This is a genomic window from Rathayibacter sp. AY1D9 (assembly GCF_002932395.1).
Classification (GTDB): Bacteria; Actinomycetota; Actinomycetes; order Actinomycetales; family Microbacteriaceae; genus Rathayibacter.
The window spans coordinates 53206-77968 of the sequence record NZ_PSVQ01000013.1 but is presented as its reverse complement, the minus strand read 5'-3'; the positions used below and the strand labels follow the sequence as shown (position 1 = coordinate 77968).

Genomic DNA, 24763 nt, shown 5'->3' with positions numbered 1-24763 from the left:
GCCGATGAACACGGGCGCGGAGGCGGTCGAGTCGGGCATCAAGGTCGCCCGCGCCTGGGGCTACCGGGTCAAGGGCGGGGTGTTCTCCGGCGGGAGAGGTGTACTCATCGCGCGAGTATCGCAGAGCGGCGACGGCCTGCCGCGACATCGAGACGTCCCGTCTCAACACGTCCCTCCCCCTCCCGCGGGATGCCGTTCGGGCACGCCGGACACAGCGTGTCGCGGACCGGAGCGGCACCTCGCGGAGGGAGGACGGTGCGCCTCAGCGCAGCGACTCGAGCACGGCCTCCAGCTCGTCGACGGCGAAGTCGATCTCGGCGGCGGTGACCACGAGCGGCGGCGCCAGGCGGATCGTCGAGCCGTGGGTGTCCTTGGCCAGCACTCCGCGGGCCATCAGGGCCTCGCAGACGGCGCGGCCCGAGGCGAGCCCCGGGTCGATGTCGATGCCGGCCCAGAGTCCGGCGCCGCGGACGGCGACCACTCCGCGGCCGATCAGCGCCTCGAGGCGGGCGTGCAACTGCGCGCCGCGCTCGCGGGCGAGGGCCTGGTACTCGCCGGTCGCGAGCATCTCGACGACTGCGAGGCCGACGGCCGCGGCGAGCGGGTTGCCGCCGAAGGTGGAGCCGTGCTGGCCCGGCTGCAGGACGCCGAGCACGTCGGCGTCCGCGACCACGGCCGAGACGGGGACGATGCCGCCGCCGAGCGCCTTGCCGAGCAGGTAGACGTCGGGGACGACTCCGACCAGGTCGCAGGCGAAGGTGGCGCCGGTGCGGCCGAGGCCGGACTGGATCTCATCCGCGATGAAGAGGACGTTGCGGCGCGCGGTGATCTCGCGGACGGCCGGGAGGTAGTCGGCCGGCGGCACGACGATGCCCGCCTCGCCCTGGATCGGCTCGATCAGCACCGCCACGGTGTCGTCGTCGATCGCGGCCTCGAGGGCCTCCGCGTCGCCGAACGGGACCGTGCGGAATCCGGGCGTGAACGGGGCGAAGCCGTCGCGCGCCTCCGCGTCGTCGCTGAACGAGATGATCGTGGTCGTGCGGCCGTGGAAGTTGCCCGCCGCGACGACGATGTTCGCCCGGCCCGGAGCGACGCCCTTGACCCGGTAGCCCCAGGCGCGGGCGACCTTGATGCCCGACTCGACCGCCTCCGCGCCCGTGTTCATCGGCAGGACCATGTCCTTGCCGGCGAGCGCGGCGAGCGCCGTGACGAACGGGCCGAGGCGGTCGTTGTGGAACGCGCGGCTGGTCAGGGTGACGCGGCCGAGCTGCTCGCGGGCCGCCTCCAGCAGCACCGGGTGCGAGTGGCCGAAGTTCACGGCGGAGTAGGCGGCGAGGCAGTCGAGGTAGCGGACGCCCTCGACGTCGGTGATCCAGGCGCCGTCGCCGGTGGCCGCGACGACGGGCAGCGGGTGGTAGTTGTGGGCGGCGTGCTCCTCCTCCGCGGCGATGAGGGCGGCGGAGCGGGCGGTGTCGGTGTCGGTGATGCTCATGTCGTTCCTCCTGAGGGGACGATCGACTCTCCAGGAGTCGTCGCACTCGGCGTCGAGTGCGACGGATCGTGGACAGTGGAGGGTGGGTCGGCGCTGCTGGTCGCCGACCACGGGGAGTGGGTCAGCGGCGCAGCTCGAGCGTGCAGCACTTCACGCCGCCGCCGCCGAGCAGCAGCTCCGACAGGTCGACGCCGATCGGGTTGTAGCCGCGCTCGCGCAGCTGGCGCTCGAAGCCCGTCGCACGGGACGCGATGACGACATTGAGGCCGTCGGAGAAAGAGTTCAGCCCGAGCACGGACGCGTCCTCCTCCGAGACGAGGATCGCGTCGGGGTAGAGCTCGCGGAGGGTGCGGTTGCCCTCCTCGCTGAACGCGCTCGGAAGGTAGGCGATGTTCGTGTCGTCGAGCACGGCGATCGCTGTGTCGAGGTGGTAGAACGACGGGTTCACGAGCTCGAGCGTGACGACCTCGCGGCCGAAGACGCGGGCGACCTCGGCGTGCGAGTCGGAGGCGGAGCGGAAGCCCGTGCCGGCGAGGATCCGCTCGCCGACGAGGAGGAAGTCGCCCTCGCCCTCGTTGACCTCCTCGGGGACGCGGACGTCGAAGCCGGCCGAGCGGAACCAGTCCATGTACGCCGGGCCCTCGGGCTGGCGCTCGGGGTAGGTGAAGGACGCACCGTAGGCGATGCCGTCGATCACGAATCCGCCGTTGGCCGCGTAGACCATGTCCGGCAGTCCGGCCTCGGGCTCGATCAGCTCGATCGTGAAGCCGAGGTCGGCGTAGGTGTCGTAGAGGGTCTGCCACTGCCGGACGGCGAGGGAGGTGTCGGTGGGGACCTGCGGGTCCATCCACGGATTGATGCGGTAGACGACGGTGAAGTGCTCGGGACGGCACATCAGGATCGTCTTCGCGACGGCGGTTCGGGCGGGTGCCTCGGCGAGCACGGCGGTATCGGTCATTCGAGTCCTCCTGCGAAAGGATGCGGATGAGCGGACCGGGTCCAGTGGCTCCGTGCCCCGCGCATGACGCAACGGGATGGAGCACGCTCGCGCCCAGTCTTGCACGCGCCGATCGTGCGGTTTTCGCCGTGAGGCGCACGGAACGCGCGTGGACACCGGGTGCGGCGCGGGAAACCGCCGCGGCTCTCGCGCGGGGCGTTGTATTGCGGCCGCGACTACTCCTCCTCGCCCTGAGGCAGGGGCTTTCGGAGGGACGACGTTGCGCCTCTCGGCGAGAAGGCCTTATCCCTCTCTCTTGTCATCGCGCTGATGACATCTGTGGAATCCGTCGAATTCTGCCCTGAATGGGGGACTTAGGGCAGCGATAAGCGGCATGGGACGATCCCTCCGGCCCGACAGTCGTCGGCCTTCTCGCTCCGACGAATCCGGATGCCCTCCTCCATGCGAACGAAGACCCTCAGCGTCTCCCTTTTCCTCGCCCTGCTCCTCTCCCTCTTCGTCGCGACCCCGGCCCAGGCCGCGGGATCGCCGGCTGCGCCGACGAACGTGACCGTGACCGACAACGACTGCACCGATGCGGTCACCGTCTCCTGGACGCCGTCCGCGTCGGCGACGGCCGGATATCGGATCCACGTGTCCGCCCGCTACTCGGCCTACTACTACGAAGACAACTACGGGAAGTCCTATTCGGTGAGCCTCGCCGAGACCGGGAAGACCACGACCGCCACGATCAACCTCCCCCGCTCGCAGAAGAACTATGCCTTCGAGGTGTCGAGCGTGACCGACCTCCGGGCGCCCTTCGCGGGCGGCACCGACGGCCTGCCGCTCGTTGCGTCGTCGACGCAGAGCTCGCCGAGCGAAGCCTCGTTCTTGCACTTCTGGGACGTCCCCGCACCGGGAGATTTGAGCGTTGCAGCGGACGCGTCCACGTATCTGGCTTCCGCCCGATGGGCACGACCGTCGGTCAATGGCCAGGCCTGCAACTTCGACGAGTACCGCTACACCATCAACGACTTGGCGTCATCCGACGACCCGACCGACCACGGCTACTTTGATGGCAGCCTTCCATTTACAGACACCTCCTACGACTTCCCGTACCTGCCCCACCACCGGTACGTCTTCTGCCTCTGGGCGGCCTCTGAGAGCGAGGAGTCGTACGAAGGGGGAGACCACAACACCTATGCGGACTCTCCCGCCTCTTGCGCCACCTTCGGCGCCGACATCTCGGCGCCCTATTCGCCTGGCGGCGTGTACGCCGACTCCTCCGGCACCTCCATCACGGTCCAGTGGGACGCCCCGTACTACGACGGCGGCAGCCCCATCACGGGCTACAGAGTCAGCCGCAACGGCACAGACGCGGCCGGCAGCGGCCCCTGGTCGACCGTCGTCTCGGCCGACCGCCGCTCGCAGACCTTCACGAACCTCCGGCCCAACACGTCCTACTCCTTCACCGTCCAGGCCATCAACGCGCTCGGCAGCAGTTCCCCGACGACCTTCGTCCAGACCGCCGACCCGTACGAAGCCCCGTCCGTTCCCACGCGCGTCGCCGGCACCACGAACGACAGCGTGCGATCCGCGACGATCTCCTGGGCGCCTCCGGAGTCGGCCGGCAACCCGGCGATCACCGGCTACCGCGTCTCGCGCAACGGCGTCGACAACGCGGGCGCCGGTCCGTGGTCGACGACGGTCGCCGCCACCGCCCGCTCCTTCACGTTCACGCACCTGGCGGCGGGCGCCACCTACACGATGAGCGTCAGCGCGATCAACGCCGGAGGCGACAGCGGGGCGGCATCGACCGTCGTGCGCATCGGCGGCACCGCCCTCACCGCCGCGACTCCGACCGTCACCGGCACCGCCGCGGTCGGCTCGACGCTCACGGCGAGCGCCGGCACCTGGGGCCCCTCCCCCGTGGCCCTCGCGTACCAGTGGCGCGCGAACGGCACCGCGATCAGCGGGGCGACCGGCACCACGTACCGTCCGGTCGCGGGCGACGCGGGCAGGGTGATCACCGTCGCCGTCACGGGCTCGAAGTCGGGCTACGTCTCGACGACACGCGTCTCCTCCGGGACCGCTGCCGTGACCGGCGGCGCGATCACCGCCGCGACGCCGACCATCAGCGGCACGGCGAAGGTCGGCTCGACCCTCACCGCGAAGCCCGGCACCTGGGGCCCCTCCCCCGTCGCCCTCGCCTACCAGTGGAAGGCGAACGGCACCGCTCTGAGCGGGGCGACGTCTGCGACGTACACGCCGACCGGCGCCACTCTCGGCAAGGCGATCACCGTGACGGTCACGGGGTCGAAGTCCGGATTCACCGCCGTGACGAAGACCTCTGCGAAGACGAGCGCCGTGGTGGCGGGCACCCTCTCCGCCGCGACCCCGACGATCACCGGCACCGCGAAGGTCGGATCCACCCTGACCGCCAAGCCGGGCACGTGGGGTCCCTCGCCGGTGGCCCTCACCTACCAGTGGAAGGCGAACGGCACCGCGATCTCCGGGGCGACCTCCGCCACCTACAAGCCGACCAGCGCCACGGTGGGGAAGAAGATCACGGTGACCGTCACCGGCAAAAAGGCCGACTACACGACGGCGACGCGCACCTCCGCCGCCACCGCAGCGGTCGTCAAGTAGGGGATCCGACCCGGGCCGCCGGGGGAGCCTGCTCGCGCGGACTCCTCCGGCGGCCCCGGGAATCCACCACCACCGTCCCCCGGACGGGGGCCCATCCCGCCGACACCCGCCCTCGCCCGGAGGCGGGCGGCGGCTAGCATTCAGACACCGTGTCCGCCGCGGCCTCCCGCGGATCCTGCCGAAAGGCCCGCCGTGCCCGCACGCCCCCTCGCCGCGATCGGCGTCTCCGCTCTCCTGCTGGCCGGCCTCGCCGCCGGTCCGGCCGTCGCCGCCCCCGATCTCCCGGGCGCGAGCGCCGCGCAGGAGGCGGCCGCCGAGGTCGTCCTGTCCGGCACCATCGCGCTCCGCGACGCCGATGAGGAGCACCCCGCCCCCGAGAACCCGTACTTCTACGTCCAGGTCGAGGACGCCGAAGGGGACGTGGTCGCCCAGGCGAACACGGGCGCGGACTTCTCCCTCCCCGTTCCCGGCGGCGAGCCCCTCACCGTCCGCGCGAACCTGATCGGCAGCGACGACTGGTACCCGACCTGGTTCGGCGACACCCCGGTCGCCGAGGCCGCGAGGACGACCCGGGGGACCGACGAGTCCGTCGCCATCTCCCTCCTGCGCAGCGCCGAGCTGTCCGGATCGGTCACCGCCGACGCGGTCCCGGGCGTCTCCTCCCCCTCCTTCGACGTGCAGGCCTGGTGGGTCGACGGAGGGACGTACTCGCTGCTCGACACCGTCCCCGTCACCGGAGCCCCCGGCGCCGCCCGCGCGTGGGACACGGGCGACCTCGCCCTGCCCGCCGGCGACTACCTCCTGCGCCTCGTGGAGCCGGGGTACCCCGCCTACGACGACCAGTACTTCTCGCGCCTGGCCCGCCTCGACGAGCGCGCGGTCGTCTCCGTGCCGCCGGGCGGCCGCAGCGGCATCGACTTCTTCCCGTCCGCCTACTCCTCCGACGTCGCCCGCCTCGCCGGGACCGACCGGTACGCGACCGCCGTCGCGGTGACCGCCTCCGGATTCGCCGACGGCGCCCCCGTCGTCTACCTCGCCAGCGGAGCGAACTGGCCGGACGCGCTGAGCGCCGGCCCCGCCGCCGCGAAGCAGGGCGGCGCCCTCCTGCTCACCGACCCGAGCGTCCTGCCCGCCGTGGTGGCGGCCGAGCTGCGCCGCCTCGCCCCGCAGCGGATCGTCGTGGTCGGCAGCGCCCTCTCCGTGAGCGAGTCGGTGCTCCAGCAGGTGAAGGCCCTCGGGATCCCGACCGAGCGCATCGAGGGCGTCGACCGCTACGACACCTCACGCCGGATCGTCGAGGACGCCTTCCCGGACGGCAGCTACGAGAACGTCTTCGTCGCGACCGGCACCAACTTCCCGGACGCCCTCTCGGTCGCGCCGATCGCCGGCCGCCGCGCCGAGCCCGTCCTCCTCGTCGACGGCGCCCGCTCGCGCCTCGACCAGCCGACCCGTGACACCCTCGCCGGACTCGACCCCTCCTCCGTGCAGCTGCTCGGCGGTGCGCCGTCGATCTCGACCGCCGTCGAGGCAGACCTGCGCGCCGCGAAGATCGCCGGCACCGTGTCGCGCATCGCCGGGACGGACCGCCACGACACCAGCCGACGCCTCAACGACGTCTTCCCGCCGTCCGAGCTGGGCGACACCGTCTACCTCGCGACCGCCACCGGCTTCGCCGACGCGCTGGCCGTCGGCCCGGTCGCCGCGAAGCAGGGCGCCCCGCTCTACCTCAGCGAGCCGACCTGCCTGCCGCGCAGCACCCGTGTGAAGATGCAGGGCCACGACCTCGATCAGGTGCTGCTCCTCGGCAGCCCCCTGACCCTGTCGGCGCAGGTGCGCTCGCTGTCCGCCTGCTGAGACCCGAGACGCACCGCACGAGCCCTGGAGATCCATGAGCGCCACCGCCGACCGTCCCCTCCTCGTCGGCATCGAGACCGGGGGCACGAAGGTCGTCGCGGCGGTCGCCGACGCCGCTGATCCCGAGCGGATCCTCGCGACGACGACCCTGCCGACCCGCGGGCCCGCCGAGACTCTCGCCGATCTGGCCGGCTTCGTCAGCGGCCACGGAGTCGACGGCACCGTCGCCGCGGTCGGCGTCGCCTCCTTCGGCCCGCTCGACATCGACCCCGGCTCGCCGACCTACGGACACCTCACCTCCACGCCGAAGCTCGGCTGGGAAGGCACCGACGTCCTCGGCCCGATCGGCTCGGCCGCACCGGGCGCGCGGCTCGCGCTGGTCACCGACGTCAATGGAGCCGCCCTGGGCGAGGCCCGCTGGGGCGCCGGAACCGGAGTCGACGACTTCGTCTACCTGACCGTCGGCACCGGAGTCGGCGGCGGCGTGATCGCGGGCGGACGGCTCCTCGCCGGCAGCGGCTGGCCCGAGGTCGCGCACCTTCTGCCCCGCCGCCACCCCGAGGACGGCTTCGCCGGCACCTGCCCGTTCCACGGCGACTGCCTCGAGGGCCTGGTCGCCGGTCCCGCGATCTCGGCGCGCTGGGGCGTCGACGGCTCCCGCCTCGGCCCCGAGGAGGCGGCCGCCAACCTCCGCTTCAGCTCCTACTACCTCGCGCAGCTCGTCACGACGCTCGCCTACGTCGCGGGCGTGCGGCTCGCGGTCGTCGGCGGAGGCGTGTCGAAGACGCCGGGGCTCGTCCCCGCGGTCGAGGCCGAGGTCGAGCGGCTGATGGGCGCGCCCGGAGCGACGGGGACGGGCGGCGGGCGGATCCGCATCGTGCGCCCGGCCCTCGGCGACGAGTCCGGGGTGCGCGGGGCGATCTCGCTGGCGGAGTCCCTGCTCGCCTGAGCTCTACCCTCGTCCCATGAGCGACCGACCCGTCGACCCCTCCGCCCCCGACTCCGGTCGCGACGAGACGGTGGAGGAGCGATCCGACCGCAACTGGAACGAGATCCTGCAGGAGCTGCGGGTCGTGCAGACCGGCACGCAGATCCTGGGCGGCTTCCTGCTGACGCTGTGCTTCCAGCAGCGCTTCGCCGACCTCGCGCCGCCCGACGTGGCGCTCTACCTCGTGCTCGTCCTGCTCGCCGCGTGCGTCACGATCCTGGCGCTGGCGCCCGTCATCGCCCACCGGCTGCTGTTCCAGCGGCGGAGGAAGGCCGAGCTGGTGCGGTTCGGCAACCGGGTGGTCACGGTGTGCCTCGCGGCGGGATCGCTGCTGTTCGTCGGAGTCGTGGGCTTCGTGTTCGACGTCGTGCTGGGCGGGCCGGCAGGCCTCTGGGCGGGCGGAGGCGTGCTGCTGCTGCTCGCCGTGGTCTGGGCGACCGCGCCGGTCCTCCTGCGGAGGCGCTGAGGGCGGCGGAGTCTGCCCGCCCCTCCCCCGCGAGTCAACGGGGTACCCGGGTCCGCCACGCTCTTCCTACCGTGGCCGCGAGGCGCGCACCGCGCCGACGCGAGAGGAGCACCATGACCGACCGGACCGAGCAGCCGCAGGAGAACCCGCAGAACCACGACCACGTCGACGACGCGGGCGTCGACAAGCCCTCGCAGGCCGAGGGCGACGACACCGAGGGATCGGCCGGCTGATCGCCGCCTCGATCCCCGTCCTCCCCGCGGTCGACAGCAGCGCGGCCGTCCTCGCCGACGGCTACTTCTTCGGGACGCGGCGCTTCGACGACGTGGGCGCGGACGCGTTCCGCACCCGGATCCTCGGACGGCCCGTGATCATGGCGCGCGGCATCGAGGCGGCGCGCTTCTTCTACGAGGGCGGGCGCTTCGACCGCGAGGGCGCGCTGCCCGGCTCCGTGCTGCACCTCCTGCAGGACGAGGGCAGCGTGCAGACCCTCGAGGACGAGCCGCACCGGAGGCGGAAGCGGATGTTCCTGGATCTGGTGGAGACGCCCGAGCAGCGGTCGAGGCTGGTCTCGGCCTTCGCGCGGGAGTGGCAGGCGTCCGCCGCCCGGCTGACCGGCGAGCGGGTCCGCCTCCAGGACGTCGCCGCGGAGGTCCTGGGCCGCGCGGTCCTGTCCTGGGCCGGCATCGAGGCCGACGAGGAGGAGGTGCTGCGGCGCACGGACGAGCTCCGGGCGATGATCGACAACGCCGGGCGCTTCGGCCCGCCCAACTGGGCCGCGCGACTCCGCCGCCGCTCGACCGAGCGGTGGGCGCGCGGCCTGATCGAGGCGAGCCGGACGGCCGGACCCTCCCCGACTCCCCTGCACCGGATCGCGCACGAGAAGGAGGACGGCGGCCTCCTCCCCGTCGAGGTCGCCGCGGTGGAGCTGATCAACCTGCTGCGGCCCACGGTCGCGGTGGGGCGCTTCGTGGTGCTGGCGGCGCTCGCGCTGCACCGGCATCCGGAGTGGCGGGAGCGGCTCGCCGACCAGGAGGAGCGCGTCGCGTTCGCGAACGAGGTGCGGCGCTTCTACCCGTTCTTCCCGATGGTCGGAGGAAGGGCCCGCCGGGAGCTGGACTTCCGCGGCGAGACGCTTCCCGCGGGGCAGTGGATGCTGCTCGACCTCTACGCGACGGACCACGGCTCGCACTGGGAGGTGCCGGGCCGCTTCGATCCGGAGCGGTTCCGGTCGCCGGTCGACCGCAACGGCTTCATCGCCCAGGGCGGCGGGCACTACGGAGGCGACCACCGGTGCCCGGGCGAGCCGGCGACCGTCGACCTGCTGTCCGCGGCGCTGGAGCTCCTGGCCGCGGGGCACCCGTACGACGTCGAGGACGGGCAGGATCTGCGCGTGAGCCTGCAGAGCTTCCCGACCGGGCCGGAGGACGGCTTCGTGGTGAGGTTCCGCTAGGGGCGGGCGGGCTCGGCTCGCGGCCTCGGCGGGCGGCCTCGGTCGGCGGCCTCCGCGGGGGCGGTCCTCCTCCACAGGCCGCGGTTCCGCGCGCTCTCCCCGGATCCGCTCGGGCACTCCCCGCCCGCCTCGCCCGACGAGCACGCTCGGGGGATGCAGAAGCCGAGTCAGTCCTCCGGAGCGTCGAGCTCCTCGAGCGCCCGCAGCGCCTCGCGGGCGCGCTCGAGCCGATCGGCCTCGGGCTCGTCCCACCATGCCGGTCCGCGCTCGCCCAGCCCGTGCTTGGCGAGCCCGACCCTCCTGCGCGCCAGCGCCTCCGCCTCCGCGTCCTCGTGCATCCTGGCCGAGCGCACTCCCGAGCGCCCGCGCCCGAGGTGCGAGGTGAGGACGGCGACCACGTCCTCCGGCAGCGAGGGGTCGGTGCGCCGCCATCGGCGGCCCTTCACCACGAGCCAGCGCTCGTCGTCCTCGTCGCTCACCCCGTCACCGCCGCCTCGGGTCGAGCCGGTCACCGGTGCTCGTGAGGTCCACCTGATCCGGCAGGAGGAGCGCCTCGATGCGCCCCGCGGCGGAGAGCCGCAGCAGGTCGTCGACGAGGGCGCGCGAGCCGCCGATCAGCGTCGAGTCGAAGTCGACCTCGCTCGCGAGGTACCAGGCCCGGTCCTCCGGCCAGAGCGCGAGCGGAGTCTGCACGACGAGCCCGGAGGCGTCGGCGAAGCCCGCCGAGCGCGCCCACGCGGTGTCCTCGAGCACCCTGACGTCGAGCGAGAGCAGAGGCCCCTCCCGCCCCGGCAGCTCCACCGTCGCCGCGGCGGCGGTCTCGGGGTGCTCCCAGCCGGTCGGCCGGGTGTCGCTCATCCACTCGGGCAGCTCGTCCGAGGCGTCCGAGCGGGAGATCAGGACTCGCGACCCGCCGCTCAGCACGCCGAACCCCTCCCAGAACACGGCCAGGCAGTCCTCGGGAGCGCTCGTGTGCTCCGCGAGCACGGCGGCGACGGCCGCGAGCTCGTCGAGCGGGAGCACTCCGAGGCGGGGCTCCGCGTACTCGTCGGGATGCTCGCCGGTGAGCGAGTCCCACTGCGCGAGCGGATGCAGGAGCGTCCCCTCCCGCTCGGCGACCTCGCGCCACCGCCGGGGCGGGTCGTCGGAGGGGTGCAGGATCCGCACAACCGCCTCGAACAGCGGAGGGACGATCCCCTCGAAGCGCCCGAACGGTCCGAGAGCGCGCAGCATCGGGTCCGCCCGCGCGGCGTCCCGCTCGGCGCGCAGGGGCGCGTCCCGGGGTGTCGGCTCGACCATCGGCCCAGGCTAGCGCTGGACGGTCGCTCCGCTCAGGGCGGAGAGGGCCCGCTGCGGTCCCGTCTCGCGGGCGAGGGCCTCGGCGAGCGCCGTCAGCCGTTCCCGGGCGGGAGCGTCGAGTGCGAGCATCCGCCGCGCAGCCTCCGCGAGCTCTCCCCCGGAGGCCGCATTGGGGTCGAGCACGGCGGCGAACCCGGCGTCCTCGAGCGCGGCCGCCCCCGCGAACTGGTCCGTCGAGAACGGCAGGACGACGAGCGGCACGCCCGCGGTCATCGCCTCCGTGACGCTGTTGTTGCCGCCGTGGCTGACCGCGAGCGCGGCCCGGCGCAGGAGCGCGACCTGCGGCAGGAAGCCGCGGACCAGCCAGCCCTCGGGGACCTCGCCCAGGGCCGAGCGCTCGGTCGCGCCGGAGGCGAGAGCCACGCGGACGGGCCTGCCCCCGACCTCGATACCGGCCAGGGCCTCGACGACCCGGGCGAGCACGTCGTCGCGCACCGAGAGGAAGCTGCCGAAGCTCACGTAGACGACCGGATCCTCGGACGCGGCGAGCCACTCCTCGACCTCCCCGTCATCGGGCTCCTCGCGGACGGCGGAGCCGAGGAACGCGTGCGGCGGCAGCTGAGCGGTGCGGGCCGAGTCGTGGAGCTCGCCCGGGTAGTTGAGCAGCAGGACGTCGCCGCTCTCGGCGAAGGCGTCGGCGCTGGGCGCCGCCCCGGGGTCGAGGGTGGTGAGGGCTGCGTTCCACTCCGCGGTGAAGGAGTCGCGCACACGCTCGCAGAGGGCGCGGAGCGCATCGAGGTCGTCCGGCTCCGGAGCGAAGGCGTCCGGCCAGACCGGGGGGAAGCCGTAGACCTCGCCGGGCACCGTGAGCGCGCTGGGGTGGCCGAGCACGACGTCGCCGTAGGGCACGCGGAGTGCCTTCAGCGCCACGCGCGCGGTGAAGGCGAGGTGGTCGACCACGATCGCGTCGGGCTGCACCTCGTCGAGGATCACGCGCAGGCGCGCGGCGACGCCGGACGGATCCCAGAGCAGGTCGGTGAGCCGTTCCCGCGCCTGGTAGGCGAGGGTCGGGACCATCCCGCGCCGGGTGGCGTCGAAGAAGCCGCGGAGGGACGCGCCCTCGTCGGGCGCCTGCTCCTCCGCGCGGATCGTGCCCGGGTTGGAGCCGCGCCCCAGCCGGAGCGCGATGTGCTCGAATCCGAAGCCGTCCACGATGGAGCGCGTCGCGTCGCCGGTGGCCACGACGACGCGCTCGCCCGCCTCCTGCCACGCCGTGCCGAGGGTCGCCAGCGGCAGCAGGTGCGACGCGTAGTCGGGGCTGATGATCAGCAGGGTCACGAGGCCCCCAGCACGAGCGGCGAGCGGAGAGGACGCTCCTGGTCCGCGGTCGCGTGCGCGTAGACGCCCGAGAGGGCATGAGCCATGGCCTGCACCGTGTAGCGCTCGGCGACCATCGCGTGCCCGCGGGCCGCGGCGTGCTGGCCGAGAGGCCCTCCTGCGAGATCGAGTGCGGCGGCGGCGCCGGCGGCGAGTGCCGCGGGGTCGGCGGTGTCGACCAGGAAGCCGGTCTCCCCCTCCTCGACGTAGGTCGCGGGCCCGCCTGTCGCCGGAGCGACGACGACCAGTCCTGCGGAGAGCGCCTCGAGGAGGGCGATGCCGAACTCCTCCTTGACGCTCGCGCAGACGTAGGCGCCTCCCGGAGCAGAGAGCCCCGGTCGGCCGTGCCGGATCGAGCCGAGCCAGCGGGCCACGGTCCCGTTCGGGCGGTGGCCGGCCAGGAGCAGCCCGTCGGACGCGACGGCGCGGATGCGGTCGAGCTGCTCGCGCTCGTCGGGACTCGGGTCGGCGAGGTCGCCGCCGACCAGGAGCAGGTTGGCGCGCTCCCGGAGCGAGGGGTCGGACGCCCAGGCCTCGGCGAGCGCCGCCATCCCCTTCACCCGGTGCAGGCGGCCCACGCTGAGCAGCAGCGGGAGGCCGCGGCGGTGCTCGGGCAGCTCCTCCAGCAGGAGGTCGAGCGAGGCCAGGTCCCCGCCCTCGTCCAGCGCGACCGGCTCACCGGCGGCGGAGGCCCGTGCGGCCGCCTCGCCGCGTTCGACCAGGCCGACGTCGATCCCCTCCGGGACGATCGTGTGCCGCTCCGGGTGCGCGGTGATGTCGACGCCGATCAGCTCGCGGATGGTCGCCGCCAGCTCCTCCCGCGGGAAGAGGACGGTGTGCGCGGCGTCGGCGGCCAGGCGCTGCACCAGGCGCACGCGGAACCAGAAGTGCTCGGCGGCGTCGCGCTCACCGAAGTCCGCGCGGGTGAGGGCGCCGGAGGCGTCCAGGCCCGCGATCAGGGCGTGCGGGTCCGGAGCGAGGGTGAACACGACGGGGATCTCGAGCTCCCGGGCGACCGCGGCCGCCGCGAGGGCTCCCACGTCCGCCATGCGCAGGTGCAGCACGTCGACCCGGCCGGCCGCGCGCAGGATCCGGCGGATGCCGCGCTCGGCGGCGATGCGACGGCTCCACGCCTGAGGCATGGCCACGGGCGGCCCCACGAACGGGACCGGAGCGAAGCCGTGGCCGGAGTCGGGCAGCTCGCCGAGCGCGCGCTCGGCCTCGGCCGGAGTCCCGCGCGAGAGCGTGAGCACCCGGTCGATGCCCTCCTGCTCGACGAGCGAGTCGCCCAGGCGCACCAGCAGGGTCGCGATGCCGCCGTTGTCGCCCGCGCCCACCCGCGTCAGGGTGCCGTCGATGTCGGCGTGGACGAAGAGCTGCGCGACCGTCGGCCCGGCCTCCACGGCCGGTGCGGGGGCGAGGTCGCCGAGGGCGAGCCGGGCGAGGGGCCCGATCGGCGCCGCCTCCTCGGCCAGGCCGGTGAGCAGGAGCTCGGCGTCGTCGGAGCCGCGCTCGCCGAGCGCGTCCGTCGCGGCGGCCCGCGCCTCCAGCCCCTCCGCGCGATCGGCGGCCACGTGCAGGAGGGTGCGCTCGGCGATCGCGCCGGGCACGAGGCCCAGGGTCTCGACGAGCCGCGCCCGGGCCGCCGCTTCGCGCTCGCCGAGCAGCGCGCCCTCGAGCGCGACGGCGACGAGGTCGGGGGTCGAGGAGGCCCAGAGCAGGACGGTGCGCTGCGCGAGCATGCCGGAGAAGCCGCCGTCGCGGACCAGGCGCAGCAGCGGCCCGAGCGCGGCGGGGCGGGGCAGGCGCCCGCCGAAGGCCCAGGCGGCGTGCTCGCGGAGGTACGGGCGCTCGTCCTCGAGCAGCATCAGCAGCGCGAGGTCGGCCTCCTCGTCGAAGACCTGCGCGAGCGAGTGCACGGCCGCGATCGCGGTGAGCTGGTCCGAGGGGTCCAGGGCTGCGCGGGTGAGCAGGCGCACCGCGCGGCCGCCGCCGTCGCTCACCGCGGCGACCGTCAGCTCGTCCGCCATCCGGACGGCCTCGAGCAGAGTGGGAGCGGCGCGCACGGCGTCGAGAGCGGTCTGCGTGGCCATGGTTCACCTGGTCTGTCGGAGCGGAGAGTACGACGGAGCGCGACTCCCGACCGCTGGAGCGGCCCAGGAGGAGCGGACCGGTACCGAGCATGCCGCGTGGGCGGCTGGGATTTCGCCACTTGCGTCGGATCTCCTCCCGCGGTACGGCCTCCTGTCAAGGGGGTGATGGCCGCAGTTCGTTTGCGCAACGCGCGAGGATCCTCAGCCGCGGGTCCACTCCAGGAGCCGCTCGACCGGCCAGGTGGTCACGATCCGCTCCTCCGGGACGCCGAGCCGCTCCGCCCGCTCCGCCCCGTAGTCGAGCAGGCCCAGCTGACCCGGAGCATGCGCGTCGCTGTCGATCGAGAACAGGCAGCCCTCCTCGAGCGCGAGCCCGATCAGCTCCTCCGGCGGGTCCTCGCGCTCGGGGCGGGCGTTGATCTCGACCGCGGTGCAGTGGTCGGCGCACGCGCGGAACACGGCCCGGGCGTCGAAGGTCGACGGCGGGCGGGTGCCGCGCTCGCCCGACACCAGCCGCCCTGTGACGTGGCCGAGGACGTCGGTCCGCGGATCCGAGGCCGCCGCGACCAGCCGGGCGGTCATCTCGCGGGAGGGCAGCCGCAGCTTCGAGTGGGCGCTCGCGACGACCACGTCGAGGCGTTCCAGCAGCTCGTCCGTCTGGTCGAGCGCGCCGTCCTCGAGGACGTCCACCTCGATCCCGCTGAGCAGGCGCAGGGGCCCGGTGTCGAGGCCCGCGAGATGGGCCAGCTGCTGCTCCAGCCGCTCCGCGCTGAGACCGTGGGCGACACGGAGCCGCGGCGAGTGGTCGGTGAGCGCCAGGTACTCGTGGCCGAGCGCGCGGGCCGCGTCCACCATCGCGAGGACGGGCGTCGCCCCGTCGGACCACTCGCTGTGGCTGTGGAGGTCGCCGCGCAGCCGTCCCCGCAGCGCGCTCGCGGGCGGAGGAGCCGAGCCGCGCAGCTCCGCGAGGTAGTCGGGCACCCGGCCCGACCGCGCCTGCTCGATCACCGTGAAGGTCGTGTCGCCGATCCCGGAGGCCCGCCGCACGAGGGCGAGGTCGTCCCGCTCGGCGGACGCCATCCCCTCCAGCACCGCGGCCGCGCGGCGGAACGCCTTCGCCCGGTAGCGGGAGGCCCGCTCCCGCTCGAGCAGTGCTGCGATCTCCTCGAGTGCCGCGATCGGGTCCATGCGCCCGGTCTACCACGGCGCCCGCCGCGGCCTCACCCCCTCGACGGCGGCCTCGGCTCCGGCCCCCGGCCTCATCCCGCCTCGGCCCCGCCCCGGTCCCGGCCGCTCGACGCTGGGAACCGGCCGAGCCCCGTTGCCGGCCGCAGCGATCGAGATATATCGTGACTCTCGTCCACTCGCGATGTATCGCGTTTCAGATAGGCACCCCGGTGCAGGAGGAGGAGCTCATGTCCCTCGAGAAATGGCTCGTACAGGCCGGCGAGACGAAGGTCATCGACCTCGACGTCGTCCGCTCGGTCAAGGTCGCCCTCGTCGGCGGCCAGATCGACGTCATCGCCCACGACGAGCCGACCGCTCGCGTGGAGGTCCACAGCGTCGACGGTCGCCCGCTCAAGGTCTCGATGGACGGCGACCGCCTCGAGATCGACCACGTCCAGCTCCGCTGGGACACCATCGTCGATGTCGTGAAGGGTCTCGGCCGCCGCGGCGACCGCGCCGACATCAGCCTCCTCGTCCCCCGCGGCGTCGACCTCAAGTTCGACACCGTCTCGGCCGACGGCCTGGTCTCGGGTCTCCACAGCGACGCCCGCGTCTCGACGGTCGGCGGCGACATCGTCGTCGACGGCCTGCACGGCGACATCGAGGTGAACACCGTCCACGGCGAGCTCTCGGTCCGCAGCCACACCGGCCGCGTCACCGCGCGCACCGTCTCCGGCGACGTCACCGCGACCGGCGAGCTCACCCGCTTCACCGTCGACGGCGTCTCGGGCAGCGTGTTCGTCGACGCCGAGGGCACCCCCGACCGGATCCAGGCCAACACCGTCAGCGGCGACCTCACGATCCGCGTCGACGAGGGCCTCGGCGCCCGCTACCGCATCAACACCGTCTCGGGCACGCTCCAGCTCGACGGCTCCGTCGTCAAGGGCACCTTCGGCCGGGGCTTCACCTCGACCACGGGCTCGCTCGACTCGAAGTGGGTCGACGTCGCCGCCAACTCCGTCTCGGGAGACGTGGTCGTCGTCCGCCGGTCCGTCGCCGCGTCCTCCGCCTCGGTGGGCGAGGGCTGGGGCTCCCCCGGCGCCGGCCCCGCCGACGGCCGCCGCCCGATGGACGGGAGCTCGCTGTGAGCCCCGTCTTCGCGCACGGCCGCCTGCGCCTCTACCTGCTCAACCTCCTCGCCGAGTCGCCGCGTCACGGCTACGAGCTGATCCAGGCGCTCAGCGAGCGCTTCGGCGGCACCTACGCGCCCAGCGCCGGCACGGTCTACCCGCGCCTCGCGAAGCTCGAGGAGGAGGGACTCGTCACGAAGGAGGCCGACGGCCGCAAGACCGTCTACTCCATCACCGACGCCGGCCGCGCCGAGCTCGCGAACCGCGCGACCGACCTGGGCGACATCGAGGAGGAGCTCACCGACTCCGTCCGCCGGCTCGCCGACGAGGTCCGCCTCGGCGTCGCGGAGGCGATGAAGAGCCTCCGCGCCGACCTGGCCAGCGCCGCCCGCGACTCGCGGGAGCCCGGACGCCGACCGGAGCACTCCGCCGAGGAGCCGCGCCCGCAGGACACGTCCGGCACCCCCTCCGAGCAGCCCGCGCCGGAGCAGACCGCGCCGGTTTCGCCCGACGCGCGCACCGCCTCGCGGATCGCCCTGCGCGACGCCGAGGTGCTGCTCACCGAGTTCCGCGACGAGCTGCGCGCGGAGCTGCGCACCGCCGCCTCCTCGGGATCCGTGACGACCGCGAGCGTCGACGCCCTGCGCGCCGCGCTCGACGAGGCCCGCGCCTCGGTCCGCTCCACCCTGGACTGAGCCCGGACACCTCACCGCCGGGAGGGCGGGGATCCCGCCCGGGGTCCCCGCCCTCCCGGCGCTACTGCCGCCCGACCGCCAGCGCCTCCTCCTCCACGTCGAGGAACGCCAGAGCGCTCACCACCGCCGGCTCCTGGTACCGCCCCTCGGAGCGGGCGCGGAGCACCGCCTCCCGCTCGGCCGCGATCATCACGCGCCGGAGCCGGTTGTAGGCCTGCGGGAGCGGCTCCACACCCTCGCCCTCCGGCGGGTTCTCCAGGGCGTCGGCGAGGAACGTCGCGTTCCGCCGCAGCCGGTCGAGAACGCGGTCCTCCACTCCGTCCTGCGGCTCCGCGTCGAGCCGGGCGAGCCCGGCGGCCTGCGCCTCGGCGAGCAGCATCTGCTTCTCGACGTGCTCCTGCATCTCGTTCGGGGCCGGCAGCTTCAGGGCGCGGACGAGCCGCGGGAGCGCGAGCCCCTCGACGAGCGTCCCCGCCACCACGATGAAGGCGAGGAACTGCAGGAACGCGCGCTGCGGCGTCTCCGCGGGCAGGAGGAACGCGGCGGCGAGGGTGACCACGCCGCGGATGCCCGCGAACGACACCCCGATCGCGGTCGGCCAGGTCCACCCGCGCTGCTGCAGCCGGCGCGGACCGTGCCGGAACAGCAGCGTCGTCATGCACATCCAGGCCACGCGGCTCCCGACCAGCGCCGCGAGCACGGCCGCGCCGATGCCGACCGTCTGCCAGACCCCGATGCCCGAGTCGGCCGTCGCCTCCACCACCGACGACAGGCTCAGCCCGATGAAGAGGAACACCGCGTTCTCGAGCAGGAACTGGATCGTCCGCCAGTTGAGCGACTCCGCGATCCGCGCCTGCGCGGACTGGATGACCGGCGCCCGGTAGCCCAGGTAGAGCCCCGCGACCACGACCGCCAGCACCCCGGAGCCGTGCAGCAGCTGCGCCGGGATGAACGCGACGTAGGGCGTCACCAGCGAGAGGCTCGTGTCCAGGACGGACGACTGCACCTGCTTGCGCACGAACCCGAGCAGCACGGCGATGCCGATCCCGACCCCGCCGCCCACCGCCACGGCCAGCACGAAGTCGAGCGCGATGCGCCCGGGAGTGACCGTGCTGACGATCGCCAGGAGGGAGGCGTTCAGCGCCACCAGCGCGGTCGCGTCGTTGAGGAGGCTCTCGCCCTCGAGCACCGTGAGCATGCGCCGCGGCAGGCGGAGCCGCCCCGCGATCGCCGTGACCGCCACCGCGTCCGTGGGCGCCACGATCGCGCCGAACGCGAGGGCCGCGGCGACCGTGATCGCCGGGACGACCATCCAGGCCACCGCGCCGACCACCGCGACCGTGAAGACGACGAGCCCGACCGACAGCAGGAGGATGCTGTCGCCGCGAGCGCGGACGTCGAGGACGGAGGTGCGGATCGCCGCCGCGTAGAGCAGCGGCGGCAGGATCCCGAACAGCACCACGTCCGGCTCGACCACCACCTCCGGGATCCCGGGGACGAAGGAGGCGAGAGCCCCGACGGCGACGAGCGCCACGGGAGCGGACCAGTTCACCCGCCCCGACAGCCCGGTGACCAGGACGGTCACCACCACGAACGAGACGATCCAGACGATCGCGACGACGGGCTCCTCCATCGCGTCACTCCTCCCGGGCGTCCGCGCGCCACGGCCCCATTGTGGCCGCCCGGAGAGCAGCCCGGACAGCCGCCGGGAGGGTGCGGCTAGCGGCCGGCCTCGTGGATGTCGCGCGCCTTGGTGACCTTCGCCGGGTCCACCGGGTTCATGCCGAGGACGATCTTGCCGCGCGAGTGGCGCTTCTCGAGGTCGTCGAAGGCGTCCTGCACCTGGTCGAAGGGGTAGAAGCCCGAGACGAGCACCCGCAGCTTCTGCTCGCCGACGAGGCCGACCAGCTCGCCGAGGATCTCGGTGTCGCGCTGGGCGGTCTCGGCGTCGGGCCAGACGGCGCGCAGCTCGATCTCCTTGCGGTCGTCGCTGGAGTGGAAGCGGCCCGCCGCGATGCCGAGCTCGTCGGCGAGGGCGTCGTTCTCCCCGCCGAAGTTGTCGAGGAACACCGTGACCCCGCCGGGCGCCGCGGCCCGGATGCGGTCGGCGATCCCGTCGCCGTAGACCACCGGCTTCACGCCGATCTGGCGGAGGTAGTCGAAGTTGCGCTCGCCGCAGGTGCCGATCACCGTCGCGCCGCGGAGCTTCGCCAGCTGGATCTCGAGACTGCCGACTCCTCCGGCCGCCGCGGAGACGAGGACGGTGTCGTCGGGTCCCACATGCGTGGCCTCCAGCGCGCGCCACGCGGTCACTCCGGCGAGGAACAGCGCGCCGCCGACCTCCCAGCTCACGGAGGCGGGCTTGGCGACGAGGTTGCGGCGCGGCACCACGACGTGGGTCGCGTGGGAGCCGACGAGCGCGTGGCCGACCACGTCGCTGCGGAGCTTGATGTCGGTGACGCCCTCACCGAGGGCGACGACGACGCCCGAGAAGTCGGTGCCCTGGCGCATCGGGAAGGCCGCGGAGTGGTCGGAGTCGAACTGGCCCTGCCGGATGAACGCCTCCATGTGGTTCACCCCGGCGGAGAGCACCTCGACCAGCACCTCGCCCGCCCCGGGCTTCGGCCGCTCGACCTCGACGATCTCGAGGACGTCCGCGTCGCCGAAACGGCTGTACTGGACGACGCGGGCGGCGGTGGGGCTCAGACGGGACATGCGCTCATCATCCGCCCCCGCCGCCCGAAGCCCCCGGCCCCCGAACGGGGGCGTGCGACTCAGGAGGGGTCGCTCGGGCAGTACAGCTGGGTGCGCGGACCGGAGCGGTCGATGACGTGCTCGGACATCGGCCGGCCGCAGAGCGGGCATGCCTGCCCCGCGGGCGCCTCCTGCTCGGGCTGGTCGTACGGGCCGAGCGGCGGCGGGCCGATCCAGGGGAACAGCCGCGCGTTGAAGCGCTGGTAGAGGGAGCCGGTCTTCTTCCGCGTCATATCCTTAGTGTACTAACCATCAGGGCACGATGAGAGGATGACGCCGTGGAAACCGACCCGCTCGCCCTCCAGAACCAGGTCTGCTTCTCCCTCGCCGTCGCGGCGCGCACCGTCATCGGGCTGTACCGCCCCGTGCTCGAGCCGCTCGGGCTCACGCACCCGCAGTACCTCGTGATGCTCGCGCTCTGGGAGCGGAGCCCCCGCTCGCTCGCCGACCTCGGCTCCGCGCTCCGCCTCGAGCCGGCCACGCTCAGCCCGCTCGTGAAGCGCCTGGAGGCGAGCGGCCACGTCACGCGCGCCCGGAGCAGCGACGACGAGCGCCGCCTCGACGTCGCGCTGACCCCCTCCGGAGCGGCCCTCCGCGAGCAGGCCCTGCAGGTTCCTCCGCAGATCGTGGAGCGGCTCGACGTCCCCCTCGAGGAGCTCACCGCGCTCCGCGACAGCCTCACCGGCCTGATCGGAGCCGCGACCCGCGACGGCCGCTGACCCCCCGCTCGGGGCGCCGGCCGCGAGGACGCCGGCCGTCGCTCCCCGCCGCACCGGGAAACTCCCGGTCACAGCGCGGGATCAGCCTCCGCTCGGCCCGCTCCCGGCCGTCTTGACTGCCCCCTCGCACGGAGTAGTGTCATCGCTCGTGACACACGAGGGCCCCCCGTCCGCCGCGGACGGATCATCGGCCGACGCGACCGAGCTGCGCACCGCCAAGCACTTCTTCATCGGCGAGCCGCTCCCCAGCGACAAGCTCGAGGGACAGCTGCTGCAGAAGCGGCTCGCGCTCCCCATCTTCGCCAGCGACCCGCTCTCCTCCGTGGCCTACGCGCCGCAGGAGCTGCTGATGATCCTGCTGCTCGGCGGACTCTCCTTCCTCACCTTCGCCCCCTGGGTGGCCGCGTGCGTGGTCGTCCTCCTCGTCGTGGTGGTGCTGAGCTACCGCCAGCTGATCCGGGCGTACCCGTCCGGCGGCGGCGACTACGAGGTCGCCCGCACCAACCTGGGCGAGACGGCGGGCCTCACGGTCGCCGCCGCCCTCCTCGTCGACTACGTGCTCACCGTGGCCGTGTCGGTCGCCTCCGGAGTGGACAACATCATCTCCGCGGTGCCCGAGCTGGCGCCGCTGCGGGTCGAGCTGGCCATCCTCTTCGTGGTGCTGCTGGCGGCCGTGAACCTCCGCGGCGTCTCGGAGTCGAGCCGCGCCTTCGCCGTCCCGACGTACCTCTTCGTCGCGAGCGTCTTCGTGATGGTCGTCGTCGGCCTGGTCCGCACCGCCTTCGGCGACACCCCGGTCGCGGAGTCGGCGGGCTTCACCGTGCAGGGCGAGCAGCTCACGCAGGCGGCCGTCGTCCTCCTGCTGCTGCGCTCCTTCGCGAGCGGCTGCGCGGCGCTCACGGGCGTCGAGGCCATCTCGAACGGCGTGCCCGCGTTCCGCGCCCCGAAGGTCAAGAACGCCCAGCGCACCCTCGTCGCGATGGGCACGATCGCGATCGTGCTCTTCGTCGGCCTGACCGCCCTCGCCCTGCTCTCGAACGTGCACTACGCCGAGAACGCCTGCCACCTGGTGGGCTTCGCCGACTGCGCCACGACCCCGCAGCGCTCCGTGATCGCGCAGGTCGCCGCCGCCACGTTCGGCAACAACACGATCCTGTTCTTCATCATCCAGGCCGCGACCGCCGCCGTCCTGCTCCTCGCGGCGAACACCGCGTTCAACGGCTTCCCGCTGCTGGGCTCCGTGCTGGCCCGCGACGGCTACGCGCCCAAGTCGCTGAACACCCGCGGCGACCGCCTCATCTACTCCAACGGAGTGATCATCCTGGCGCTCGTCGCCGCGATCATCCTGCTCGTCTACCAGGCCTCGCTCACGAGCCTCGTGCAGCTGTACATCATCGGCGTCTTCGTCTCGTTCACGCTCGGGCAGTCGGGCATGGTCAAGCACTGGGTGCGGATGATCCGCAACGGCGAGGGCTCGCGCACCGTCTACACGAGCCTGGCCATCAACCTGTTCGGCGCGACGCTGACGTTCGCGGTGCTCGTCGTCGTCACGATCACGAAGTTCACCCACGGCGCCTGGCTCGTCTACCTGGTGATGCCGATCCTCGGCGTCCTGATGGCCGGCGTCTACCGCTATTACCGCGACGTCGAGAAGGAGATCGAGGTCGACCCGACCACGACCTTCGGCGCCAACGGCGACCACGCGATCGTGCTGGTGGGCCGGATGAACAAGCCCACGCTGAAGGCGCTCGACTACGCCATCGCGGCGCGGCACGAGACGCTGGAGGCGGTGCATTCCTCCATCGACGACGCGCAGACCGCACAGCTGAAGGCCGACTGGGCGCAGATGGACATCGAGGTGCCGCTGCGCTGCGTGGCCTCTCCCTATCGCGACATCTCGTACCCGCTGATCAAGTACATCAAGGCCCACCGCCTCGAGCACGGCTCCGAGATCACGACGGTCTACATGCCGCAGTACATCGTCGGGCACTGGTGGGAGGCGTTCCTCCACAACCACAAGTCGCGGCGGATCCGCCAGAAGCTCCTGCTGGTGCACGGAGTGACGGTGGCGCTGGTGCCGTGGCTGCTCGACTCGTCCGAGCTCATCTACGGGCGCCGCTCCCGGCCGATCCCCGGCCAGACGCGCCGCGGCGAGCCGGTGCGCCCGGTGACCCGCCGCCCGATCCCGCCCGCGTCCTCGCTCCCCCAGGGAGCCGCCGGCGAGGGCGCTCCGCGCATCCCGCAGCGCCCGGCCGCGCAGAACCGGCCGCGCTCGAAGCGGCGCTGAGGCGGCGGGAGCTCCCGGCCGGCGGCGGCCCGGAAACGGGTAGAGGGCCCGCGGCGTGTGCCGCGAGCCCCCGATTTCCCCTTAGTGCCTTCCCCCGAAGGCGGCCCGCCCCAACGGGCCGTGTCCGACGCTATCGGTGGGCTATGCACCGGCGCATCCTCCTCGCGACGGATGCCCGTGCTCCCTTCAGGCGACAGGCTCGTCCTCCGCCGTCTCAGACGACGGCCCCGCGCACCCCTCGGCCGGTGAGCCACCAGACCGCCGCGACGGCGACCGCGGCCGCCGCGCCGCCGCCCACGAGCAGGATCGCCGCCCGCACCACGTGCGCCCGGTAGGCGGCGTCGAGCGGATCGATGCCCGCCCCCGCCAGCACGATCCCGGCGGGAACCACCGCGGCCGCGAGCACCACGGCCGCGGCCGCGATGCGCACCGGCTGCCGGCCGTCGGAGCGGAGCTTCCGGGGACGGCGACCGACGTACCAGACCACCGCGCCGATCCCGAGCCCGAGCAGCCCGAGCACACCGCTCGCGTACTGCGCCCACCGGAAGCCGGGGAAGGGCCCGAGCTCCTGTTGCAGCAGCGGGATCGCCGAGACGAAGAGGCCGCCCCGGTGGGTGAAGCCGTCCCACATCACGTGGCTGGCGGCTCCGATGGCGATGCCGGCGGCCGCGAAGACGAGCACGCGGATCCACGCGGCGGCCCCGCGGGGCGGCGAGCGCCGGGGACGCAGGCGCGAGCGGACCAGCGCGGGCGCGAGGTCGCGCCAGGCCGGAGCGACGACCGCGCTCCACAGCGCGAGGCCGAGCATCCCGAGCAGCAGGTCGACGGTGACGACGCCGAGGAGGGAGTGGGTGGACTCGCGGGCGACGGCGATCGGGAGGTACATGCCGATGTCCGGGACCATCGCGCCGATGGCCACGGCCGCGGCGGGGATCCGGCCGTTCGAGAACGCGAGCGCGACGACGGCGTGGCTCGGCGTGAAGGGCATGACACGCACGCTATCCCGGCGACGCGACCGGCGAGTGTCCGCGTCGCGAAGCGCGCGTCACCGATCGCGGTCCGGCTCCTGCGCTCCACTCCGGCGCTTCGGCCTCCCGGGGCCGGCGGTCAGTCCGAGGAACGTGATCCCCAGGACGAGGAACACCGGCCAGACCGGATTCCCGAGGACCGCGAAGACCGCTCCCGCCGCGAGGAACAGCGGACCAGTGACCGCGTTCCAGCGCCGGGACGCCTCCTCCGACGACATCCGACCCGAACCCTTCCCGTCCTGTGCGCGCACCATCCCTCCACGCTAGATCGCCTCCGCGGGGCCCGCCTCCCCCGTCCGGCGGAGCCGCGCGCTCGGGGAGCTCCGAGCGCGGCGACCGTAGAATCGTCCGGAAGTCCGGCCCTCCGGGCCCAGC

General features: G+C 73.6%; 21 protein-coding genes. 9 read left to right on the top strand and 12 right to left on the bottom strand.

Going from position 1 to position 24763, the window contains the following annotated elements; translation table 11 throughout:
• Positions 1-262: 262 nt before the first annotated feature.
• Both rocD and ddaH read right to left on the bottom strand, forming a co-directional pair.
• Entirely contained in the window at positions 263-1492 is a 1230-nt protein-coding gene (gene rocD, locus C5C50_RS07755; RefSeq protein WP_181067838.1) for an ornithine--oxo-acid transaminase, read from the bottom strand.
• 121 nt (positions 1493-1613) lie between these two features.
• Entirely contained in the window at positions 1614-2450 is an 837-nt protein-coding gene (gene ddaH / locus C5C50_RS07750) for a dimethylargininase (protein WP_104256072.1), read from the bottom strand.
• Positions 2451-2891: 441 nt separating this feature from the next.
• Between ddaH and C5C50_RS07745 the strand changes: the two genes are divergently transcribed.
• The 5 genes from C5C50_RS07745 to C5C50_RS07725 all read left to right on the top strand — a co-directional run bounded on the left by C5C50_RS07745 (position 2892) and on the right by C5C50_RS07725 (position 9839).
• The gene (locus tag C5C50_RS07745) at positions 2892-5078 is read left to right on the top strand and encodes a fibronectin type III domain-containing protein (protein WP_181133901.1); all 2187 of its coding nucleotides are present in this window, start codon (positions 2892-2894) and stop codon (positions 5076-5078) included.
• Between the two features lie 192 nt (positions 5079-5270).
• A complete protein-coding gene (locus tag C5C50_RS07740) occupies positions 5271-6932 on the top strand; it encodes a cell wall-binding repeat-containing protein (RefSeq protein ID WP_104273211.1) in 1662 nt (553 codons plus the stop codon).
• 34 nt (positions 6933-6966) lie between these two features.
• Positions 6967-7881: an ROK family protein gene (locus tag C5C50_RS07735; protein ID WP_104223740.1), complete on the top strand. Its 915-nt coding sequence runs from the start codon at positions 6967-6969 to the stop codon at positions 7879-7881.
• A 16-nt stretch (positions 7882-7897) separates the two neighbouring features.
• The gene (locus C5C50_RS07730; protein WP_104223741.1) at positions 7898-8386 is read left to right on the top strand and encodes a DUF6328 family protein; all 489 of its coding nucleotides are present in this window, start codon (positions 7898-7900) and stop codon (positions 8384-8386) included.
• A gap of 325 nt (positions 8387-8711) precedes the next feature.
• On the top strand, positions 8712-9839 hold the full coding sequence (locus tag C5C50_RS07725) for a cytochrome P450 (protein ID WP_104273210.1): 1128 nt from the start codon (positions 8712-8714) through the stop codon (positions 9837-9839).
• 167 nt (positions 9840-10006) lie between these two features.
• Here C5C50_RS07725 and C5C50_RS07720 read toward each other — a convergent pair whose 3' ends face one another.
• The 5 genes from C5C50_RS07720 to C5C50_RS07700 all read right to left on the bottom strand — a co-directional run bounded on the left by C5C50_RS07720 (position 10007) and on the right by C5C50_RS07700 (position 15796).
• Entirely contained in the window at positions 10007-10318 is a 312-nt protein-coding gene (locus C5C50_RS07720) for a biopolymer transporter Tol (RefSeq protein ID WP_104273215.1), read from the bottom strand.
• Positions 10319-10322: 4 nt separating this feature from the next.
• A complete protein-coding gene (locus tag C5C50_RS07715; protein WP_104273209.1) occupies positions 10323-11138 on the bottom strand; it encodes a hypothetical protein in 816 nt (271 codons plus the stop codon).
• Between the two features lie 9 nt (positions 11139-11147).
• Complete coding sequence (locus C5C50_RS07710; protein ID WP_104260856.1) at positions 11148-12476, bottom strand: glycosyltransferase; 1329 nt, start codon at positions 12474-12476, stop codon at positions 11148-11150.
• Entirely contained in the window at positions 12473-14608 is a 2136-nt protein-coding gene (locus C5C50_RS07705; RefSeq protein WP_104260855.1) for a glycosyltransferase, read from the bottom strand. The genes C5C50_RS07710 and C5C50_RS07705 overlap by 4 nt, the downstream gene beginning before the upstream one ends.
• Before the next feature lie 201 nt (positions 14609-14809).
• On the bottom strand, positions 14810-15796 hold the full coding sequence (locus C5C50_RS07700; RefSeq protein WP_104273208.1) for a PHP domain-containing protein: 987 nt from the start codon (positions 15794-15796) through the stop codon (positions 14810-14812).
• A gap of 227 nt (positions 15797-16023) precedes the next feature.
• Between C5C50_RS07700 and C5C50_RS07695 the strand changes: the two genes are divergently transcribed.
• Together C5C50_RS07695 and C5C50_RS07690 are read left to right on the top strand one after the other, a co-directional pair.
• Positions 16024-16923 carry a hypothetical protein gene (locus C5C50_RS07695; protein ID WP_258063310.1) on the top strand — a complete coding sequence of 300 codons (900 nt, stop codon included), beginning with the start codon at positions 16024-16026 and terminating at the stop codon, positions 16921-16923.
• Positions 16920-17600, top strand: coding sequence for a PadR family transcriptional regulator (locus tag C5C50_RS07690; RefSeq protein ID WP_104247409.1), 681 nt, complete (start codon positions 16920-16922; stop codon positions 17598-17600). Before C5C50_RS07695 ends, C5C50_RS07690 begins: the two co-directional genes overlap by 4 nt.
• 61 nt (positions 17601-17661) lie before the next feature.
• On the opposite strand, the gene C5C50_RS07685 is transcribed toward C5C50_RS07690, so the two are convergent.
• From C5C50_RS07685 to C5C50_RS07675, 3 genes are all read right to left on the bottom strand, one after another.
• A complete protein-coding gene (locus C5C50_RS07685; protein WP_104223748.1) occupies positions 17662-19233 on the bottom strand; it encodes a sodium:proton antiporter in 1572 nt (523 codons plus the stop codon).
• 86 nt (positions 19234-19319) lie between these two features.
• A complete protein-coding gene (locus tag C5C50_RS07680; protein WP_104223749.1) occupies positions 19320-20315 on the bottom strand; it encodes an NADP-dependent oxidoreductase in 996 nt (331 codons plus the stop codon).
• A gap of 59 nt (positions 20316-20374) precedes the next feature.
• Entirely contained in the window at positions 20375-20587 is a 213-nt protein-coding gene (locus tag C5C50_RS07675; protein ID WP_104223750.1) for a hypothetical protein, read from the bottom strand.
• A 45-nt stretch (positions 20588-20632) separates the two neighbouring features.
• Here C5C50_RS07675 and C5C50_RS07670 point away from each other — a divergent pair, with 45 nt between their 5' ends.
• The gene (locus C5C50_RS07670; protein ID WP_104223751.1) at positions 20633-21073 is read left to right on the top strand and encodes a MarR family winged helix-turn-helix transcriptional regulator; all 441 of its coding nucleotides are present in this window, start codon (positions 20633-20635) and stop codon (positions 21071-21073) included.
• A 148-nt stretch (positions 21074-21221) separates the two neighbouring features.
• Positions 21222-23360: an APC family permease gene (locus C5C50_RS07665; protein WP_374952928.1), complete on the top strand. Its 2139-nt coding sequence runs from the start codon at positions 21222-21224 to the stop codon at positions 23358-23360.
• Between the two features lie 214 nt (positions 23361-23574).
• Here C5C50_RS07665 and C5C50_RS07660 read toward each other — a convergent pair whose 3' ends face one another.
• Complete coding sequence (locus tag C5C50_RS07660; protein WP_104223752.1) at positions 23575-24348, bottom strand: DUF4184 family protein; 774 nt, start codon at positions 24346-24348, stop codon at positions 23575-23577.
• A gap of 57 nt (positions 24349-24405) precedes the next feature.
• Entirely contained in the window at positions 24406-24642 is a 237-nt protein-coding gene (locus C5C50_RS07655) for a hypothetical protein (protein ID WP_146085875.1), read from the bottom strand.
• Between the last annotated feature and the right edge of the window lie 121 nt (positions 24643-24763).

Bases quoted from the DNA above. Each gene is read 5' to 3' on its own strand.
- C5C50_RS07700 (WP_104273208.1), bottom strand. From the start codon at position 15,796: ATGGACCCGATCGCGGCACTCGAGGAGATCGCAGCACTGCTCGAGCGG.
- C5C50_RS07705 (WP_104260855.1), bottom strand. From the start codon at position 14,608: ATGGCCACGCAGACCGCTCTCGACGCCGTGCGCGCCGCTCCCACTCTG.
- C5C50_RS07660 (WP_104223752.1), bottom strand. From the start codon at position 24,348: ATGCCCTTCACGCCGAGCCACGCCGTCGTCGCGCTCGCGTTCTCGAAC.
- C5C50_RS07685 (WP_104223748.1), bottom strand. From the start codon at position 19,233: ATGGAGGAGCCCGTCGTCGCGATCGTCTGGATCGTCTCGTTCGTGGTG.
- C5C50_RS07655 (WP_146085875.1), bottom strand. From the start codon at position 24,642: ATGGTGCGCGCACAGGACGGGAAGGGTTCGGGTCGGATGTCGTCGGAG.
- C5C50_RS07675 (WP_104223750.1), bottom strand. From the start codon at position 20,587: ATGACGCGGAAGAAGACCGGCTCCCTCTACCAGCGCTTCAACGCGCGG.
- C5C50_RS07730 (WP_104223741.1), top strand. From the start codon at position 7,898: ATGAGCGACCGACCCGTCGACCCCTCCGCCCCCGACTCCGGTCGCGAC.
- C5C50_RS07680 (WP_104223749.1), bottom strand. From the start codon at position 20,315: ATGTCCCGTCTGAGCCCCACCGCCGCCCGCGTCGTCCAGTACAGCCGT.
- C5C50_RS07695 (WP_258063310.1), top strand. From the start codon at position 16,024: ATGTCCCTCGAGAAATGGCTCGTACAGGCCGGCGAGACGAAGGTCATC.
- ddaH (WP_104256072.1), bottom strand. From the start codon at position 2,450: ATGACCGATACCGCCGTGCTCGCCGAGGCACCCGCCCGAACCGCCGTC.
- C5C50_RS07745 (WP_181133901.1), top strand. From the start codon at position 2,892: ATGCGAACGAAGACCCTCAGCGTCTCCCTTTTCCTCGCCCTGCTCCTC.
- C5C50_RS07735 (WP_104223740.1), top strand. From the start codon at position 6,967: ATGAGCGCCACCGCCGACCGTCCCCTCCTCGTCGGCATCGAGACCGGG.
- rocD (WP_181067838.1), bottom strand. From the start codon at position 1,492: ATGAGCATCACCGACACCGACACCGCCCGCTCCGCCGCCCTCATCGCC.
- C5C50_RS07715 (WP_104273209.1), bottom strand. From the start codon at position 11,138: ATGGTCGAGCCGACACCCCGGGACGCGCCCCTGCGCGCCGAGCGGGAC.